We start from the raw sequence: 18,835 nt of genomic DNA, 5'->3' as shown, positions 1-18,835 counted from the left end.
GCGGAAAATCGTAAAAGTATTGCAGGTTTTCCGCAAACAACACCCATTAGCAATGCAGATTTATTAACTTTACCTTGCGATGTTTTAATTCCAGCCGCTTTGGAAAACCAAATCACCAAAGAAAATGTCCATCAGATACAAGCGCAAATTGTCGCAGAAGCTGCTAATGGTCCAGTGACTTTGGAAGCGAACCAATTTCTAGAAACGCATGGTGTAACTGTGTTACCAGATATTTTAGCCAATGCTGGGGGTGTCGTTGTCAGTTATTTAGAGTGGGTGCAGGGTCTTTCTTATCTGTTTTGGGATGAGGAACGTGTGAATCATGAAATGGAAAAGTTAATGGTGCAAGCATATCAACACGTAATTCAGCAGTCAAAGATACGGCAAATTCCTCTGCGATTAGCAGCTTATACTTTGGGCGTGGGTAGAGTCGCACAGGCACTTGCTGATAGAGGTCTTTATCCTTAAAATATAAAAACCAGATGCAAAAACCTACTAAACCCTCTTTCCTTGGCGTTCTTTGCATCTTTGTGGTTCGTTCATTTCTTAAATACCCTACCGCGCCCATTGCTGTAAAATATAAGCATAAAAAGCATCCTTATCTACCTTATCCATCGCATAAACTTTCCGTTCACCAGCTACTACCTTAGTCCGCCCCTGACTCAAACCAGTAGTAATAATTTCTATTTCCCATTCACGTAATTGATAAAATTCTGGGTGTCCTAAATAAGCCGTAGCTAAGACATCCCAAAAATAATAATCTTGGGGAATAACTAAGGCATAACATTGACCAGCTAAATCAGATATAGAATAATGGCGTTGCCGTCCCATTTTGTATACTAATTCTGATGTGACAGGCACATTATTAGTTAAATCTAAGGGACACATAATTATTTCAATTTCAGTCTGCAATACCCTTGCTGCGGAAACTGCATCCCAATAAACATTCCATTCTGCGGAACCATCTTGTCCTGGTTCTAAACTTTTTTCGACATTTCCACCAACATTTAATGCACCCCCCATCCAAACTATTTTGGCTATCTTCCCCTCAATATCCGGTGCTTTATCTAAGGCTGCTGCTACTGTGGTTAAAGGCCCCGTTACCATTAGCGTGACTGGTGCTGGTGCTTCACGTAAAACCCGAATCATGAAATCTTGACCTGTTTCTGCAACCAAAGGCGTGTTGATAAATTCACTTTGATTGAGAATGGGGAGATGGTCAACAATAAACGAATCACGGCGGTAGAGAGGAGGAAAGGGATTAATTCCGCGTACAGTACTTTCTGCCACTGGGATGTGAGAAAATTCCATTAAATCTAAAATTTTACGTGTCGCACTCACAGCAGGTTGAATATAGCAGTCGGCTGGAGTTACGACGATACCCAGAAGTTCGATATGCTCCATTGTTAACAACAGCATGGTTGCTAAATAATCATCAACACCGCCATCATGATCCATTAATAGTAGTTGTTTAGACATATAGGAGAATTAACAAATGGATGAATTTATGGAAGCTGCGATCGCACAAGCAAAACAAGGTAGAAAAGAAGGTGGGATTCCCATCGGTTCTATTCTCGTTAAAGATGGCAAAATTATTGGTAAAGGACACAATAAACGTGTGCAAGATAATGATCCTGTCACTCACGCTGAAATAGACTGTCTTCGCAATGCTGGGAGAGTTGGTAGTTATAGAGGTACAACACTATACTCTACCTTAATGCCGTGCTATTTGTGCGCTGGTGCAGTGGTGCAATTTGGGATTAAAAAAGTCATCGCCGGAGAATCGAGAACTTTTCCAGGTGCTAAAGAATTTATGGTATCTCACGGTGTGGAAGTCATTGATCTCAATCTTGATGAATGCGAACAAATGATGAGTGAATTTATTGAAACTAATCCCGAATTATGGAATGAAGATATTGGCAAATAGTCATTAGTTATCCTGGTTTTTGTCTTTCCTTTATTAACCAGCTTGCTTTTCGCCGCCCGAATTACGAATTACGAATTACCCTAGTCCATTTTCTGCTAAGAAATAATCAAAGGTTAATTTATCAGGTAATGAAGTTTGTGCGCCCATTTTTGTTGCTGCTAAAGCACCTGCGGCTGAACCCCAAACAATTGCTTGATGTAAAGAAAGTCCTCTATAAAGTGCGGCTGCTAAACCACCATTGAAAGCATCGCCAGCAGCAACGGTGTCCACAGCATGAACGGTGAAAGCTGGGACAAAAAATGTTTCCTTAGCAGTGGCACAAATAGCACCTTTTGCACCTAATTTGACAATCGCACATTTCACACCCCTTGCTAATAAAATTTTAGCTGCTTTAAGTGCCGATTCTTGATTATCTACAGGAAAACCCACCAATTGCCCGGACTCTACTTCATTGGGTGTAATAATGTCAACCAATTGGTATAGTTCATCGGGTAAATTCGCTTTTGCGGGTGCGGGATCTAAAATTACCTGAATATTTGCATTTTTTGCGGCTTTGGCTGCTGCTATTATGGCATCAAGGGGAATTTCTAGTTGTAAAAGTAGTGCGGAAGCTGTTGGTAATAGTTGGGATAATCGCTCTATATCTTCTTGATTAACTCTTACATTTGCACCAGGAATGACAACAATTTGATTTTCACCAGCACCATCTACGGTGATCATAGCAACTCCAGAACTTACGGTTTCATCAATGAAAATATTGTCAGTCTGTACTCCTGCAAGTTGCAAATTATGGACAAGTTCTGCACCAAAACTTTGTGTACCTACACGTCCCACCATCTGAGTTGGAATTTCTAATCTCGCTAATGCTACGGCTTGATTTGCTCCTTTGCCTCCTGGTATTTTGAAAAAGTCTTCTCCTAATATTGTTTCTCCTGCAATTGGTAATCTGGATGTGGTTGCTACTAGGTCTATGTTGATGCTGCCGAAGACGATAATGGTCATGATTGGAGGATTTTATTTTTTTTAACGCAAAGTTACGCAAAGTTTAGCGCAAAGGTACGCAGAGTTTTTGTTAGGCTCGGCGGCTGATTTTTTTGATATCTTGGTAGAAAACTGGAGAATAAGTCCTATGGTGATGACTGCACCCACTCATTCCCAACGCGCCATTCTGCCCAACATTAGTTGGCACACTTTTGAAACTATCCTCGCAGAAATGGGGGATAATCGGGCAACGCGACTGGCTTATGACCACGGAATACTGGAAATTATGACTCCTTTAATGCCCCATGAGCATAATAAAAGACTGATAGAGAAGCTGATTGATAATTTAGCTGAGGAACTCAACCTTAATCTGAAAAGCACTGGTTCTGTGACTTGTAAGCGCCAAAATTTAAGCCGGGGTGTAGAACCAGATTCGAGTTTTTACATCCAAAATGAACCTGTGATGCGTCATAAGCAAAATCTCGATTTAAGCCAAGATCCTCCTCCTGATTTGATAATTGAGGTGGACTATACCAGCGCTTCTGTTGACCGACTCCCGATATATCTGGCTTTGGGTGTACCAGAAGTTTGGCGTTATGACGAACCTGTAATGCAGATTTATCAGTTACGAGATGCTGTCTATGTCCCTTGTGATGTTTCGCCAACTTTTGGTAATTTACCTTTAACAACTGAAATTCCTCGTTTTTTGCAAGAAGGTCTAAAAATTGGGGAAATACCGATGATTCGCTCCTTCCGTGATTGGGTAAAACAACAAAAAGCAAATTGACAGGCGATCTGCTTTGCAGCAGCGCTGGACGCTATCGTTAAAACGCTATACCATATCAATGTGCATCATACATAAGCTTTTATCTTATGCCTAGTGTTGAACGCGACGAGAATAGAGAGCATCGCATTAAAACAGAGATAATTGTCGATGCTGAAGACAAAGAAGACAGGGCAATGGGTTGGTACTACTACCTCGACGACACCCTGAATGTGCCATTTATGGCTACGTTGAAGAAAAAATCTCGTAAAACATCCGCAATTGAGGAGAAAAAAGTTGAGGTGCTGGGAATGGCACCCGATGATGAATGTTTAAAAGATATGTATGTGGAAGTTGTTTATCCCAATGGCCAGGATGAAGACGTGTTTACTGCTAAGTTATCGGATTTAGTAGCAATTGACACTGACACTGATACTAAAGAAGCGATCGCCGATTGGCATTATTGGCTGGCTAGAGGTTATAAATTCTGAAAATTAGCAATTTATAAATGCCTAATTATCCGGCACGGGTTGCCCGCCGCAACAACATTTGCCGGGACATCTTTGACAACTACGCCGCCAGCACCAGGAATTTAACCAGGACGCAGTATTTCTGGCGTGGCGCATCTCGAAATACATATTTCTTGATTTTTTAATCAATAAATTTAGGGGCTTGTTACCCTGATAGCAGCAGGCAGAAATACAATTTTTGCCTCCTGCCCTCTGCCTTTCTTCGGTCATAGCTTGCATGGTGTAGCCATACCCTGCCATACATCAAGAGTTTTGAGTTATCAATACTGTTCTGGCTCTTGTAAAAACTGCTACAGAATTAATATTCCCACTATACTTGGTATCAGTTCGACTTGATACCCCATAATTACAAGACTAAAAACTGGTAATTACTTGCTTTAAAGATGTATTTAGGAATAATTCATGGATTATCGCTAAATATATCTTTCAGCAGGTGAAGAAATGGTATATATTTAAAACTGTGTTGTCAAAAGAAAAATATTAGTAAATATACTGGTATTATTGGCGCTTAACCTTGACCATTTTAAGTATTACAAGCGATTACTTAAAAATAATAAATATTACAAGGAGTTTAGTTATGCCCTTTCGGATTTTAAGTTTAGACGGTGGGGGTATTCGCGGAGTAATTTCCGCAACAATGCTGGCAGCAATTGAGAAGCAAATTGATCAACCATTGAATCAATACTTTGATTTAATTGCTGGAACTTCCACAGGGTCGATTTTAGCAGCTGGCATCGCAGCCGGACTCAGCAGCAAAGAAATTATTGGCATATATAAAGAAAAAGGCTCCGAAATCTTTCCCTATACAAGCCGTTTTTCATTGAAGCGAATTCCTTTACTAATGAAGTATGGTTTATCAGCGCCTAAGTTTTCAGATGAGGGTTTGGCTAAAGTCCTCAGCGACACATTAGGCGACACAAAACTATTAGATATTAAAGATCCGTTACTATTAATTGTTGCTTACGATACAATTACCAGAGAGCCAATAGTCTTTAAAAGCTGGCGTGAAGAGGCTTGTTATGGCAATATACCTTTATGGGAAGCCTGTGTTTGTTCTTCTTCTGCTCCAACTTTTTTTCCAGCACATAAACTAGACAAAAGAATCAATGGCGTAGCGCAGTGTGCAGATGAAAATACTATCACATTATGTGAGCAGGTATCTTCAAGTAATAACATATATAATAATACACATATTAGAATAACTAGCGGAACAGGGAAAGGCCAAACTCGGACTATCAAAAACTATGAAGGCACAAAAAGAAGAGCTTTTATAGATTCACCTTGGGAAAATATTCCCGATCATACCTCTAGCTACTCTATCAAAACTATCTATTCTGCGATTGATGGTGGCATTGCTGCAAATAACCCCTCTAGCTGTGCAGTTGCTGAAGCTCTAAAATTAGGACATAAAGTTGAAGACATTAGCGTACTTTCTTTAGGTACTGGTGATTTGACGCGAATCATCCCATTTGAAAAAGCACAAGGCTGGGGTCTTGTACAATGGGCGCAGCCGCTAATTAGTATGTTGTTGGATGCTTCTTCAATTGTTCATGGGTACATCACTAATCAAATTATTGATGATCGGGTTTTGCGATTGCAATTCAAGCTTGATCAGGAGTTAACTGGTAAGCGTTTAAGTGATGATATTGATGATGCGAGTCAAGAGAATATAAATAATTTAATTGAGGCGGCAGAAGTTTATATTCAACAACCAAAAATGCAAGCTGCTTTGCGGCAGTTTTTAGGGTCTGACCAAGAAATAATTACTCGATAAATTTTGGGAGTAATTTATGAAAGACATCACAAAATTTACAAGCAAATATTAGGCAAATACAGTTGAATTGATTTTTTACGAGCAATTTAAAAGTATCCAAGCTGTTTTAAGACGATGTAAAATTTAGCAACAGCTTGGTATAATGTATTTTTAATTGCTCTTTCAATTGAGAGCATTTTTAAGTGAAAAAAGTACACTAGAACTTTAGAGGTTAGACTTAGCTTTAGTGAGTTCAATACTAATTCTGCCGCCAAAATCAGGAATAGGTGCGGCGGGTTTACTGACAATAACTTGAACTTGGGTGACGCGATCGCACTGTTGCAGAATAGAATCAGCGATCGCACCCACTAACCTTTCTAGCAAAGCAAACTTAGCTGTTTTCACAAGATGTTGTATCGAGCTAATCACACTGCGATAATCTAGAGTATCTTCAATTGCGTCAGTCTTAGCGGCTGTGGAGATATCTAACCATAACTTCACATCCACCTCAAACCATTGCCCTAATACCTGTTCTTCTGGTAAATACCCAGTGTAGCCATAGCAGCGAATATTGGTTAAATGAATGCAATCCATAAGGCTTTGAGAGTAAATTTGACATTTGGTAATGGAAAAACACAAATTTCCCAGAGGTAGTTCATAATTATCTGATGGCTATGCTTGATTTAACACCATTTGCCTACAAGAATGTTAATCAACTTTGGGCTTATATCTTGACGGAGACACTCAAGCGCCTGGGATTGAATTGTGTCGTCATTTGTCCTGGTTCACGTTCTACACCTTTAGTAGTCGCCTTTGTCCAGCAACAACCTGATATTGAAGCCATTTCCATTCTCGATGAACGTTCAGCCGCTTTTTTTGCCCTGGGTAGAGCCAAAGCCACCGGACTTCCTGTCGCCCTGGTTTGTACCTCTGGAACAGCCGGAGCGAATTTTTACCCAGCGATCATTGAAGCCAAAGAAAGTCGCGTACCACTTTTGGTATTAACCAGCGATAGACCACCAGAATTGAGAAATTGTCATTCCGGGCAAACCATAGACCAAATTAAATTATATGGTAGTTACCCAAACTGGCAAGCAGAGTTAGCTATACCTTCCTCAGACATGAGAATGCTAGGTTATCTACGGCAAACGCTGACTCATGCTTGGGAACGCTGTCAAACTCCAACCCAGGGGGCGGTACATTTAAATATTCCCTTTTCTGACCCCCTTGCACCGATTCCCAATGGAATTGATTTGAGCGATTTACAGTCACAGTTCCAAACAGAAGACTTTTTTGCAGGGATAGCACACACTCAGCCTATCCCCCATTCGCCATTCCTGATTCCCCAACAGTGGTTAAATTCTGAGCGAGGAATAATCATTGCAGGTGTAGCCCAACCCCAACAACCAGAGAAATATTGTCAAGCGATCGCCCGTCTTTCCGAAACACTCAACTGGCCTGTTTTAGCTGAAGGACTTTCCCCGGTTAGGAATTACGCCAAACTCAACCCCTATTTAATTTCCACCTACGACATTATTTTACGCAATCAGCAGCAAGCCCAAGCATTAACACCAGAAATGGTAATTCAGATTGGGGAAATGCCCACCAGTAAAGAACTGCGTAACTGGCTATCTACGATGCAACCTCAACGTTGGATTATCGATAGTAGCCATGAAAACTTAGACCCTTTACATGGAAAAACCACACATTTAAGAATATCTGTAGAAGAGTTAGAAAATTTAGCAATAATCAATCCTGAACAGGGAATTTATTTACAAAAATGGTGTGAACTTGAAACTAAAGTCAGAAATAATATTGATAAAAAATTTGCACATATAGATGAATTAATTGAAAGTAAAGCTGCTTGGCTAATTTCTCAAACTCTCCCACCAGGAACACCATTATTTATTTCTAATAGTATGCCAGTGCGGGATGTAGAATATTTTTGGCAACCGAATAATTTAGGTATAAGACCATATTTTAACAGAGGGGCAAATGGTATTGATGGCACACTTTCCACTGCTTTAGGAATTGCCCATCAACAGCACAGTAGTGTCATGTTAACAGGAGATTTAGCTTTATTACATGATGCCAACGGATTTTTAATTAGAAATAAATTTGTTGGGCATTTAACTATAATTTTAATTAATAACAATGGTGGGGGGATTTTTGAAATGTTACCCATTAGCCAATTTGACCCACCCTTTGAAGAATTTTTTGCCACTCCCCAAAATATAGATTTTGCCCAGATGTGTGCCACATATAATGTCAAACATCAGTTAATTAATTCTTGGGAACAATTACAGAAAAATTTGCAGATGTTACCCAAGAAAGGGATTAGAGTTTTAGAACTCAGAACAAATAGAAAAATAGATGCTCAGTGGCGCAAAGACAACTTAGCTACTTTTGCGGCAAATATTGCAGTTTAAACCCAACTTTCATATTCTTCTCCGCGCCTCTGCGTAAGACTTACCTCTCCAACCACCCTGACAAATCGTCAACACTAGAGAAATCTAGCAACGCATCAGCTAAAGCTTCCAACTGTTCCATCGACAACCCTTGAATCTGAGATAGAAGCGCATCGGGAATATTACCAAATCGGCGCTTTAATAGTCTTAAAACTATATTTTTTTCTCCTTCTTGTCTAGCTTCCCGTATAGCCCTCGGTTCTTCCAAATTCAGTCCCAACATAGCTGAAATCTCCTCTCGACTCAGGTTAGTAAACTTGTAGAAAATAATCGTCGTCACTAAATCTATTATCGCTTGTTCCGATTGTTGCTGTGCTTCCTCCAGTAAAAACCGCGCTGCTTCCACTGCTTCCGCTTTAGGAATCGTAGTCAGCAACATCAAACCCAAACCCAAAGGGTGTTGTTGTAACTTCCCCAACTCATCTAAAAGGTTTTGAGTATATTTACTCATGCTGAATGTGGGTTATTTAGGGCGTACTGAATAAAGGTGAAACCGTTATCCATCAAGGTTTACGGCACATGAAAAGTTAAAAAGGTGCAAGGAATAAGACTTGTGAAGATGAAAATTTATGCATTTATTGATTGCTCCCGTCAGGTATTTTCACCAAGATAAATACTCACAACCCTGTTCCCTATTAAATTTTTTAGCTTTATATAAAACAAAGCCACTTTTAAATTTAAGCGGCCTTGTTTCTCCTAGTTTTATTTTGAAATACAAAGAACTAAGGTTAACTGACAGGCTTAACAGGAGTGTAAATTCTGCTTTTTAGTAATTCCTGTCTTTCTTTGTGACTCATGACAGTGTTAGAACCTACTCTAACTTGGTCAGAAGTTACACTAGGTGGGATAACCGTAGCTTTTTGTTTGCCTTTCACAAAAAGCTTTAGCCGTTTTGAGAGTGAATTGAAATATGTAACCATCTTCTCCTGGAGCTATTGTTGTCCAGCGTATAGGTCTCATTCCTACGATATCACTATAGTATGGAATAGCTTTTTCAGTCGAGTCAAGTTGAATCAAAGGTTCATCTTCTTTAATAACACAAAAAGAAAAAGCAACTTTTACAGCGTACCATATCAACCATCTTCCTATAGGGTCTATTAAGCGTTTGTCTTGTGGTACACTCTCTAAATGTAAAATTTCCAGCAAGTACGGTGTATCATCTTCATTTGAGTAAAGTGCAAAACGCATTAGTCCAGAAAGCGCACCATCATAATTGAGTTTTACAATCCCTTGATACTGGAAATCTGTTTTATCCCAAAATTCTGTCCATGCAAATTTCCAATCCCCCGAAATAGGCATATCTTCTTTTTGAGCGGGTTCCAAGATAGCTATAGTGGATAAGTTTATTTTTGGTATGACAGGTACAGCATAATTGCCTACATAATAGATTTGCATGGGCTTTTATTGTAAAGTTTTTAGCTTATTTACCCAAATTTATATCTTTGATTCAAGAGATCCAAACCACAAGGGGAGTCAGCAGTGGGGAGTGGGTATGGTGCGCTCGCACTCTGACTTTTCACGAGATAAGGGTTGCTGTTGTACGTTAATTTATAAAAAATAGAGTCCCGTCGCATTCTTGTTCTCTCACAGCATCACAAACTGATTGTAAAAGCTGGAGACACTAAATATTAGCGATCGCTTGTGCCTAAAGGCGCGATAAAATTCTCAAGCACAACAGCACAATTATTCATGACACAAATTAACTGGCAAATTATCAAAACCTACGAAGATATCACATATCACAAAACCGATGGCATCGCTAAAATCACTATTAACCGTCCCCATAAACGCAATGCTTTTCGTCCTAAAACTGTTTTTGAACTGTACGACGCTTTCTGTGATGCTCGTGAAGACACGAACATTGGCGTAGTCCTTTTCACTGGTGCTGGCCCCCACACTGATGGTAAATACGCTTTTTGTTCTGGTGGAGATCAAAGTGTCCGTGGAAAGGCGGGTTATGTTGACGATGCTGGAATTCCCCGCTTAAATGTGTTGGACTTGCAACGGTTAATCCGTTCCATGCCAAAAGTAGTAATTGCTTTAGTTGCTGGATATGCTATTGGTGGTGGACACGTTTTACACCTAATTTGTGACCTCACCATTGCCGCCGATAATGCAATTTTTGGACAGACTGGCCCCAAGGTAGGCAGTTTTGATGGGGGTTTTGGTGCAAGCTATCTCGCCCGCGTTGTGGGACAAAAAAAGGCGCGAGAAATTTGGTTTCTTTGCCGCCAATATAATGCCCAACAAGCTCTAGATATGGGTTTAGTAAATACTATTGTCCCAGTAGAACAGCTAGAAGCCGAAGGGATTCAATGGGCGCAAGAAATTTTAGAAAAAAGTCCAACTGCAATTCGGTGTCTGAAATCAGCATTCAACGCTGACTGTGATGGACAAGCTGGTTTACAAGAACTTGCCGGTAACGCCACTCTACTGTATTACATGACTGAAGAGGGTTCGGAGGGCAAACAAGCCTTTTTAGAAAAGCGACCCCCGAATTTTCGCACCTTTCCTTGGCTACCTTAAAATTATACAAATCGCACCTGACAGGTGCGATGCTTTCAGATTTAAAATTTGATTTTATATTCAGTCAACTACAAATGGAGGCAACTAAATTTGTCCTACCTTCGTCTTAACCTCTTGCAAGCTGTAATGAGCTATTTCCTCTACAGGAGTAGTAATAGTATTGTCTGCATCTGTAGCCAAAGTTGGTGAAGAACCTAAAACTCTTGTTGCATCTGGTAAATCCCAAGCGTCTTCCAAAGTTTCCCAAGAAGGTGCAAAAGGTGGGAGCGCTAAAGAGCAAGCTTTCCATCCGGCTTGGACTGGACTTCCTAACTGTTGGCACATTCCACCACGGCGACCTTCTGGCTGATAATGACGACAGTATCTACAGGCAGATGTCAAGAATTTAATAGGTTTCATTTGGGTACATCTTTAATGCAGTTAATGGGTGATTTACATACTTATATTTTGCTCCTATATATAAAGAGCTAATATCACCAAAAAGTTATTATTGTACATGGGTTTCAGCGATCCCCACTACAAAATAAATTTTAGAATGTTTTTATATTCTTGTTATATATGTAAATGATTGCAGAAGTGGATACACAATAAACTTTAACTAAAAATAGCTGGGGATCAATGCTAAAGGCAGAGGTTTAAATTTTAAAATAATTAAATTTTTATGACTCAGGTATCATTTTTGTAATGATTGTCTGGTAATTATTCAGAATAATTTGCATACTTTAGAGAGATTAGATGTCGATACAGTGAAGTTAAGCAAATTTACTTCTTTTTCTGTGCTGTGTTTCCTTAACCAAACCATACTGCTGTCACCTATGCTAAAACTGTTTATTAGCACAAACACAACAGACTTGCCAACGCTGAAGTTCACCAGGTGGGGTGGGAGCTTGGCACTGAGGACAAAGGGGTAAGCCTTGCGATCGCGCTTGCATTTTTTTAGCCCAAATCTCAAAAGCAGTATTCGCACTCTGAATAGTGGGTTTAACTTGACTTTGGGAAGGATTGATATTTCCCAGATAACTGGGATGTTCCTGGGGAATGACGGTTTGTGGCTGTAAGTAATCGGGACGGGGCTGCCAATCTTTTGTAGAAAAGCGAATATCTACCAAAGGCGCAGACAATTTTTGATTTAATTTTAAAAGTAGAGTTGTGCGTCCAAATGTCATATTCTGCGCCCAAGCAGCGCTAGAAGTCGCTACCTGCAAAACATCACGCTGAATTGATAATGGTCGTGTATGTTTAGCAGCCACTGTGCCGACAATATCTGGCCATAACTCCAACAATCGCTGAAATGGGTGTTGTTGCCATTTAGCCTGTTGTTTTAGAACGTCTAAAATATCATTAACTGATTTCAACGACATCTTGAAGATTCATGAATGTGAGCAAAAATACTTGTGTTGTCTGTCTATTTATAACGCTGAATGTATTTAAAATTAATTCACTAGTCTAGGTTTGAGGTGGAGAGGTGACGAATCAAAATCCCATGATAGATTCCAAGACGAAAATATCTAAAACATCTGGCTTGAAGCCACCATTAGCCGCAGCACTAGCGAGCTTAGAAGTACCTATCGATCAAGAGTTAGCCAGATATCGGCGCACACGAATAGGAGTGAGGATACAGAATCAATCCCCGATGGGAAGTGATATCGGCAGTCAATCCTCAGATTTGCCGGATCATCAGGCGACGGGGGGCAAAATTACACCGACCGCATTTATACTGAATGGAACTTCTGAAGCTAACTCAGCACCAAATAGCCCTGATTATTTCAACTTAATCTCTGATTCGGAGTCGATCAACTCACACATTCCCCCATCTGCAACAAATTCTTCTAGCAGCATTGTACCTGCGGTGGTTGATGGTGATAAAAATGATCATTCCTCACAACCAGATGACTACTTGGAATCGAGCGAAGCACTGCTGCAAAGTTTAACAGACGCAGAACAGTCCACAGAACTGCCGAGTCATCCCAATGATAATTTCTTATCACCATTAGGTATTGGCTCAATGTTACTGCTATTAGTAGCTAGTCTCACGCTGGGTTACGTAGTCTTGAATCCTAATTCTCAAGGTTGGTCGCCGTTTAATGTCGGTAGATGGTTTCAAACTAACTCTTCGCCGAATAGTGCAGAAAATATTGAAGAAGTGGAAAATAACACCCAACCTCGACTAGAACTAAAACCTATACCTAAGTATCCTAATTTAGCAGCGAAAGAATTTCCAGAGGTAAGAAAACCGACTGATGTAGTTGGTTTAAAACCCAAAGTTCAAGCAACACCCAGTCCAACAATCACTCAACCACCAGTCATGACTCCAGAGACGGAGTTGTTACCATTACCGACTATCCCGCCCGTGGATTTACCCCCAACCTCTACAGCAGAACCTTTGTCTGAGGAAACGACAACTCCACCCGATACTAATGCAGAACTCAAACCCGGAGCAGATGGGTTTTATCATATCGTGATGGATAATCAAGGCGATCGCGCCCTCTCTAATGCCCAAAAAATAGTTCCCGATGCTTATTTATCACCTGCACAGACTTTGATTTATCTGGCTGCGGTAAAAACGCAAGCAGCAGCAGAACAAAGGGTACAAGAGCTACAGTCCCAGGGACTTAAAGCCAGAATTCAGCAGTAATGAGTGGGAAAAGTTTAGGATAGGATGAGGAAAATATTTATCAAATCAATCAACAGTCAACGGTTATCAAGGTATCAGGTGGGGTACTTACACCCAATTATCTCTCTTGACTGGTAACTTTAAACTGGCTTGTCTCCCCAAGAACAGCCATTTTCCCCGAACATCAATGGAGAGCCGATATGGAATTTATCAACCGTATCCTGCGGATAATTCGCGCTAACATCAATAGTCTGATCGGCAATGCAGAAGATCCCGAAAAAATTCTGCAACAAGCAGTAATTGAGATGCAGGAAAACTTGGTGCAATTGCGACAAGGGGTAGCACAAGCGATCGCCACTCAAAAACGCACGGAAAGACAGGCCACAGCAGCACAATCAACCTCAGATGAATGGTATCGTCGCGCTCAATTAGCACTACAACAAGGAAATGAGGTTTTAGCCAGAGAAGCTTTAACTAAACGCAAAGCTTATCAAGAAACGGCTACGGCTCTATTTAGTCAAATAGAACAGCAAAACGATGTGGTTGCTAGACTGAAAAAAGATACGCGATCGCTAGAGTTAAAAATCAGTGAGGCCAAAACCAAAAAAGATATGTACATAGCTCGCGCCCGTTCTGCTGAAGCTTCTGTTCGACTCCAGGATCTGCTGGATACCAGTTCTCCTACAAGTAGTCTGAAGGCCTTTGAGCGCATGGAAGACAAAGTTTTGCAAATCGAAGCGCAATCCGAAGCGATCGCTCAACTCGGTACTGACGACTTGCAAAAACAATTTGACTCCCTAGAAGCCGTTGCTGACATTGATACAGAACTAGCAGCGATGAAAGGACAGGTGTTAGAGGCAGGTAAAAATCCACCGCCACAAAAGTTACCTAAAAGTCAAGACTCTTAATGATTGGGCAATCAGCAAAGTTAGGATATATCTTAAAAAAATAACAGGTGTCGGGAGTACCGAACCAAACCGGAAAGATTACATTGAAATAGGAAGCCATTAAATAGTAAAAAAGCTAGTTCCACCCAAAAGCGCGTAAAATCTACAAGGAAAAACACAATTATGGGATTATTTGATCGGATTAGACGAGTAGTCAGTTCTAACCTCAACGATTTGGTTAATAAAGCTGAAGATCCTGAAAAAATGCTAGAGCAAGCCATCCTGGAAATGCAGGAAGACTTGGTACAGTTGCGTCAGGGTGTAGCGCAGGCGATCGCAGCTCAAAAGCGAACTGAAAAACAGTATAATGATGCCCAAAATGAAATCAACAAGTGGCAACGCAATGCTCAGTTGGCACTACAAAAGGGCGATGAAAACTTAGCACGACAAGCCCTAGAACGTAAAAAAAGTTTTAGCGATACCGGACTGGCACTGAAAACTAGCCTCGATCAACAAACTACTCAAACTGAAACCCTCAAGCGCAACTTAATCCAGCTAGAAAGCAAAATTTCTGAAGCTAAGACCAAAAAAGAAATGCTCAAAGCTCGGATTACCTCCGCCAAAGCCCAAGAGCAACTTGAAGGCATGGTACGTGGGATGAATAGCAGTAGCGCTATGTCCGCATTTGAGCGCATGGAAGAAAAAGTCTTGATGCAAGAAGCTCGCGCCCAAGCAGGTGCAGAGTTGGCGGGTAATGATTTAGAAAGCCAATTTGCCCAGTTGGAAAGTAGCGATGTTGACGATGAATTGGCAGCATTAAAGGCACAAATGCTCCCACCTGCGGCTGCACCTAACCAAGCTCAACTGCCACCGGAACAAGAAACTACTGCCCCTAAATCGAATCAGGGCAATGAAGTAGTTGATTCTGATTTGGAAGCCCTAAAAAGGCAACTAGATCAAATGTAACTCTAATTGACATTAGACATTGACGAATTGAACGTAACGCGAAAATCCCTACCTTCAGCCAAGTAAGGTAGGGATGAATAACGGGAGATGAGGATTGCATCTGAGATTGATTTTTTTTGTGGAATCAAAGCCAAAACACATAGGCTAAGTGTGGGTGGTTCACTCTTGTTTCTCAAAATTACCCAAGGCGATCGCGGCATTTTGACCACCAAAGCCAAAGCTGAAACATAACACTCTCTGCACTTCACTTTCACGCGCTGCCATTACTAAATTTAAATCAAATGCCGGTGTTTGTAATCCTACGCAAGAGGGTAACATTTCTCGCTGCATGGCTAAAAGCGAAAATGCCACACCTAAAGCTCCCGATGCTCCTAATGTATGACCTGTAGCCCCTTTACTAGAACTGATTGCTACTTTTTGGGGAAATATACTCTGGATAATTTTACTCTCTACTCTGTCATTGAGGAGAGTGGCTGTACCATGAGCATGAATATAATCTATGTCGGCTGGGGTGAGAGAACTGCGTTTTAAACATTGCTGTATCGCGGCGATCGCACTTTTGCCATTTGGTTCTGGTTTGTTAGCATGATATGCGTCTGATGTCAAGCCAAAGCCAAGAATCTTACCATAAATTTTAGCTTGGCGTTGCTGTGCCAATTCTGCCGATTCCAAAACAAACACCGCCGCACCTTCACCTAGTACTAAGCCTTCCCGGTGCAAATCAAAGGGATAAGCCCCTGTTTTGGCTAAAGCGCCCATTTGTTGAAACCCTGACAAGGTGAGGGGTGTAATGGGGGCTTCTACAGCCCCGGCGATCGCTCTTTGACATTGCCCAGTTTCGATTAATAAAGCCGCTTGCGCGATCGCCCAAATACCAGTAGCACAAGCAGCCATCGGCGCTAAAACTATACCAGATGCACCGATTTGTCGAGCAGAGGCGATCGCATTGGTATGAGGTAAAAAATCTAACCAATTCTCTAAGACTGCATCCTTATTACTTAAAACAGTTTGGGGGCGATGATTTTCATATATTTGCCGCGCCAGTGATTCCCAAACACCCTGATGACTGCGACTTGAGCCAATGACCACAGCACAATCAGGTAAAGGTGAAACCAATCCCGCGTCTGTTAATGCCGCAGCGACAACCAAGCGAGTCAAACTTTTTAATTCAGTAGGTTGTGTCCCAATCAACCCCAGAGGATATGGTTCCAGTTCTGCAAATGGTTGATGCCACTGAATACCAGACTTACCTGCGATTAACTTTTGCCAGCTATCTTCTAAACTTGAGCCTAAAGCTGAGGCTAAACCGATACCAGTAATAACAACCAATGTGGGGAATGAGGATTGGGGATTGGGGATTGGGGATGAGAGATTGAAGACTGGTTAATCATGCGAAGAGAAGTCTTTCTCCCCTGCACCTTGTCCCCTTGCCTCTTCTCCCCTGCTATTTACTCAGGAGTTTTGAGATTTTCAGCACCTTGAGTAACTTTAGCCGAATCAATGCGATCGCCTTGCTGAATTTTGTTAACTACATCAAAGCCTTCAGTCACATTACCGAATACAGCATAGCTACCATCGAGAAAAGCTAAATCTGCTAAAGCAAAGTAAAACTGTGAAGAAGCCGAATCAGGCATTTGCGATCGCGCCATTGCTACCGCACCCATTTTATGCTGTAACTCAGGTGGCTTACTTACACGAGCCGACTCTAAAGTTTTGCCATAAATTGGGCTTTCTTCGCCTTTGGGCTTAATTTCTAAAGGTATACGGCGTTCTTTCCCAGTTTTTGAGTCAACGTAACCACCGGTTCCCAGTCTATTTACTGGAACTGTGGGGTCTTTGCTTTGAGGGTCGCCCCCTTGAGCGACAAAAGGCTGAGGATCGCGGACAACTCGATGGAAAACTAAACCATCGTACACACCTTTTTGGACTAAATCGACGAAGTTACCAGCTGTAATTGGGGCATTAGTGCCGTCTACCTCAATAGTAATCGGCGAACCGTTAACCGTTATCACCACAGTAGCGTTACCTTCGAGCCGTGGTAAATCTTTCATTCCAGGAACACTCTCATTTATAGTTTCAGATACAGATGTTGCTTCAGTTGTTGTTGTAGTTTGTGTCTCACCTGCTGTAGAGGTGGGAGAAGCGGGATCAGAAGTCACATTCTGTCCTGAACATCCTCCCAAAGTCAAAGCCCCGACTATCAAAAATACAACCAGAAATTGTGAAATTTTTAATCGCATAGTCAGTTACTGATTCAATCAGAGTCTCTTATCTTTTTAGGGGATTGGGGATTGGGGACTAGGTAATGGGAAGAGAAGTTTTTTCTCCCCTGCACCCTGCACCCTGCCCCCTGCCTCTTCTCCCTACTCCCTAATCCCTTACAATCCTTCCAGGGGTACTCCCAAAAAGCGGGCTAATTCTGCGCCTGTAGTTTCTAAATCTGCTAAAGATAACGGTTGACCTACCCTTGTTAGGGGTATATCTCGCCGACCTTTAACACGTAGGTAGAGAGCGCGACGGGGATTAAGACCTTCTTTGATGTCTATTCTTACAGACTGCACGTCTTGAGTATAGCTATCAATTTCGATGCGGCGATTTTTGCCGGGAAATCCCCAACGAAAAATTTTTATGCGCCCAGTTTCCTGATTGAAGTCGTTGTAGCCGCCTCCAACATCCCATAAAATTACTAGCCATAGATATAAGGCTAAAAGTAAGCCAGCAGTGCCGTATAACCCCATAACTAGCCCTTGGGGTACGAATATCAATTGAGTTGCATCGGTCACTAGCAAGAAATTTACTTTCGTGTAACTAGATATTCCAGCCAAAAAGAAGCCTGTAGCTCCTAATGTGACGATAGTTGCCCACCAGTAGTTACTAAACCGACGAGAACCCAAAACATCTTGATGCAGGATACTTGAGGGTTTGCGATCGCCATTAGGCGAATCACCTTTGTTAATTGTTGTTGATGCCGTCATTGAACTACCTTGGCCTGTGAGTTCTTCCCTATCCAAGTCTGCCATTTCTGGAGCTTTTCGTGCAAGTTCACGGACTAAACCTTGGGGATTTCTGAGAAAACTTATGTCAGATTGTTAAAATTCTGATATTAATAATAAGTAATAGGTTGGTGTTTGATACCTAATTTACTAAAGTCCATTGGACGAAAACCCCAATGGATGTGATAAGTTAAGAATCATTAAGTTACCACAAGCTAAACAATTAGCCAATGGTACGTATAATGGCATAACTCTGAGAAACTCCAACCATCAAGACGGTAAAATCTCAGAATATTCAGACGCTTTCAGGCTTCTGGAGATTGTCAAAAAAACGTTTATTCCTCGTTGCAGTTGCATGAAGTCGGAAAAATTACCGATAGCGCTGCTTCCAAGACGTTGCAATTTTAGTAAAAGAGGATTTTAGTTC

At 41.3% G+C, this 18,835-nt stretch carries 20 protein-coding genes and 1 pseudogene; 10 read left to right on the top strand and 11 right to left on the bottom strand.

Translation table 11 applies throughout. The annotated features are described in order from the left end of the window. Positions 1-468 (top strand): Glu/Leu/Phe/Val family dehydrogenase (locus tag VB654_RS06270; protein ID WP_416235665.1); only part of this gene is annotated, 468 nt, incomplete at its 5' end. Between the two features lie 87 nt (positions 469-555). Here the strand turns inward: VB654_RS06270 and VB654_RS06265 are convergent. Continuing rightward, a complete protein-coding gene (locus VB654_RS06265) occupies positions 556-1,479 on the bottom strand; it encodes a nucleoside hydrolase (RefSeq protein WP_323212736.1) in 924 nt (307 codons plus the stop codon). A gap of 16 nt (positions 1,480-1,495) precedes the next feature. On the opposite strand from VB654_RS06265, the gene VB654_RS06260 reads away from it, so the two are divergent. Beyond that, the gene (locus VB654_RS06260) at positions 1,496-1,927 is read left to right on the top strand and encodes a nucleoside deaminase (protein WP_323212735.1); all 432 of its coding nucleotides are present in this window, start codon (positions 1,496-1,498) and stop codon (positions 1,925-1,927) included. Positions 1,928-2,002: 75 nt separating this feature from the next. Here VB654_RS06260 and rbsK read toward each other — a convergent pair whose 3' ends face one another. Then, on the bottom strand, positions 2,003-2,929 hold the full coding sequence (gene rbsK / locus VB654_RS06255; protein WP_323212734.1) for a ribokinase: 927 nt from the start codon (positions 2,927-2,929) through the stop codon (positions 2,003-2,005). 127 nt (positions 2,930-3,056) lie between these two features. Here rbsK and VB654_RS06250 point away from each other — a divergent pair, with 127 nt between their 5' ends. Both VB654_RS06250 and VB654_RS06245 read left to right on the top strand, forming a co-directional pair. Next, positions 3,057-3,695 carry a Uma2 family endonuclease gene (locus VB654_RS06250; protein ID WP_323212733.1) on the top strand — a complete coding sequence of 213 codons (639 nt, stop codon included), beginning with the start codon at positions 3,057-3,059 and terminating at the stop codon, positions 3,693-3,695. An 86-nt stretch (positions 3,696-3,781) separates the two neighbouring features. Then, on the top strand, positions 3,782-4,162 hold the full coding sequence (locus VB654_RS06245; protein ID WP_323212732.1) for a calcium-binding protein: 381 nt from the start codon (positions 3,782-3,784) through the stop codon (positions 4,160-4,162). An 11-nt stretch (positions 4,163-4,173) separates the two neighbouring features. Here VB654_RS06245 and VB654_RS06240 read toward each other — a convergent pair. Continuing rightward, positions 4,174-4,257, bottom strand: a pseudogene (locus tag VB654_RS06240) (sugar O-acetyltransferase); the annotation flags it as partial. Positions 4,258-4,778: 521 nt separating this feature from the next. On the opposite strand from VB654_RS06240, the gene VB654_RS06235 reads away from it, so the two are divergent. Beyond that, the gene (locus VB654_RS06235; RefSeq protein WP_323212731.1) at positions 4,779-5,975 is read left to right on the top strand and encodes a patatin-like phospholipase family protein; all 1,197 of its coding nucleotides are present in this window, start codon (positions 4,779-4,781) and stop codon (positions 5,973-5,975) included. Between the two features lie 204 nt (positions 5,976-6,179). Here the strand turns inward: VB654_RS06235 and folB are convergent, their stop codons facing one another. Further along, the gene (gene folB, locus VB654_RS06230; RefSeq protein WP_323212730.1) at positions 6,180-6,548 is read right to left on the bottom strand and encodes a dihydroneopterin aldolase; all 369 of its coding nucleotides are present in this window, start codon (positions 6,546-6,548) and stop codon (positions 6,180-6,182) included. An 80-nt stretch (positions 6,549-6,628) separates the two neighbouring features. On the opposite strand from folB, the gene menD reads away from it, so the two are divergent. Continuing rightward, a complete protein-coding gene (gene menD / locus VB654_RS06225) occupies positions 6,629-8,383 on the top strand; it encodes a 2-succinyl-5-enolpyruvyl-6-hydroxy-3-cyclohexene-1-carboxylic-acid synthase (protein WP_323212895.1) in 1,755 nt (584 codons plus the stop codon). 40 nt (positions 8,384-8,423) lie between these two features. Here menD and VB654_RS06220 read toward each other — a convergent pair whose 3' ends face one another. Both VB654_RS06220 and VB654_RS06215 read right to left on the bottom strand, forming a co-directional pair. Next, entirely contained in the window at positions 8,424-8,873 is a 450-nt protein-coding gene (locus VB654_RS06220) for a DUF4351 domain-containing protein (protein WP_323212729.1), read from the bottom strand. Positions 8,874-9,259: 386 nt separating this feature from the next. After that, positions 9,260-9,817 carry a hypothetical protein gene (locus VB654_RS06215; protein ID WP_323212728.1) on the bottom strand — a complete coding sequence of 186 codons (558 nt, stop codon included), beginning with the start codon at positions 9,815-9,817 and terminating at the stop codon, positions 9,260-9,262. Positions 9,818-10,111: 294 nt separating this feature from the next. Between VB654_RS06215 and menB the strand changes: the two genes are divergently transcribed. Further along, complete coding sequence (gene menB, locus VB654_RS06210; RefSeq protein ID WP_323212726.1) at positions 10,112-10,948, top strand: 1,4-dihydroxy-2-naphthoyl-CoA synthase; 837 nt, start codon at positions 10,112-10,114, stop codon at positions 10,946-10,948. An 84-nt stretch (positions 10,949-11,032) separates the two neighbouring features. On the opposite strand, the gene VB654_RS06205 is transcribed toward menB, so the two are convergent. Further along, a complete protein-coding gene (locus tag VB654_RS06205; RefSeq protein WP_323212724.1) occupies positions 11,033-11,347 on the bottom strand; it encodes a hypothetical protein in 315 nt (104 codons plus the stop codon). A gap of 419 nt (positions 11,348-11,766) precedes the next feature. Continuing rightward, positions 11,767-12,309, bottom strand: coding sequence for a DUF721 domain-containing protein (locus VB654_RS06200; RefSeq protein WP_323212722.1), 543 nt, complete (start codon positions 12,307-12,309; stop codon positions 11,767-11,769). Positions 12,310-12,431: 122 nt separating this feature from the next. On the opposite strand from VB654_RS06200, the gene VB654_RS06195 reads away from it, so the two are divergent. The 3 genes from VB654_RS06195 to VB654_RS06185 all read left to right on the top strand — a co-directional run bounded on the left by VB654_RS06195 (position 12,432) and on the right by VB654_RS06185 (position 15,415). After that, positions 12,432-13,583 (top strand): hypothetical protein, encoded by a 1,152-nt coding sequence (locus tag VB654_RS06195; RefSeq protein WP_323212721.1) that lies wholly within the window; start codon positions 12,432-12,434, stop codon positions 13,581-13,583. Between the two features lie 179 nt (positions 13,584-13,762). After that, positions 13,763-14,470, top strand: coding sequence for a PspA/IM30 family protein (locus tag VB654_RS06190; RefSeq protein ID WP_323212720.1), 708 nt, complete (start codon positions 13,763-13,765; stop codon positions 14,468-14,470). 162 nt (positions 14,471-14,632) lie between these two features. Continuing rightward, positions 14,633-15,415, top strand: a complete 783-nt coding sequence (locus VB654_RS06185; protein WP_323212719.1) for a PspA/IM30 family protein — start codon at positions 14,633-14,635, stop codon at positions 15,413-15,415. 159 nt (positions 15,416-15,574) lie between these two features. On the opposite strand, the gene VB654_RS06180 is transcribed toward VB654_RS06185, so the two are convergent. The 3 genes from VB654_RS06180 to VB654_RS06170 all read right to left on the bottom strand — a co-directional run bounded on the left by VB654_RS06180 (position 15,575) and on the right by VB654_RS06170 (position 18,390). Next, the gene (locus VB654_RS06180) at positions 15,575-16,744 is read right to left on the bottom strand and encodes a beta-ketoacyl-ACP synthase (protein ID WP_323212717.1); all 1,170 of its coding nucleotides are present in this window, start codon (positions 16,742-16,744) and stop codon (positions 15,575-15,577) included. 119 nt (positions 16,745-16,863) lie between these two features. Beyond that, a complete protein-coding gene (locus tag VB654_RS06175) occupies positions 16,864-17,655 on the bottom strand; it encodes a peptidylprolyl isomerase (RefSeq protein ID WP_323212716.1) in 792 nt (263 codons plus the stop codon). Positions 17,656-17,793: 138 nt separating this feature from the next. Further along, positions 17,794-18,390, bottom strand: coding sequence for a photosystem I assembly protein Ycf4 (locus tag VB654_RS06170; RefSeq protein WP_323212894.1), 597 nt, complete (start codon positions 18,388-18,390; stop codon positions 17,794-17,796). Positions 18,391-18,835 lie beyond the last annotated feature (445 nt).

The organism is Nodularia sp. UHCC 0506 (assembly GCF_034931045.1).
Taxonomy (GTDB): Bacteria; Cyanobacteriota; Cyanobacteriia; order Cyanobacteriales; family Nostocaceae; genus Nodularia.
Note: the sequence above shows the minus strand (reverse complement) of the source record. Positions and strands in the feature narration are given on the sequence as shown.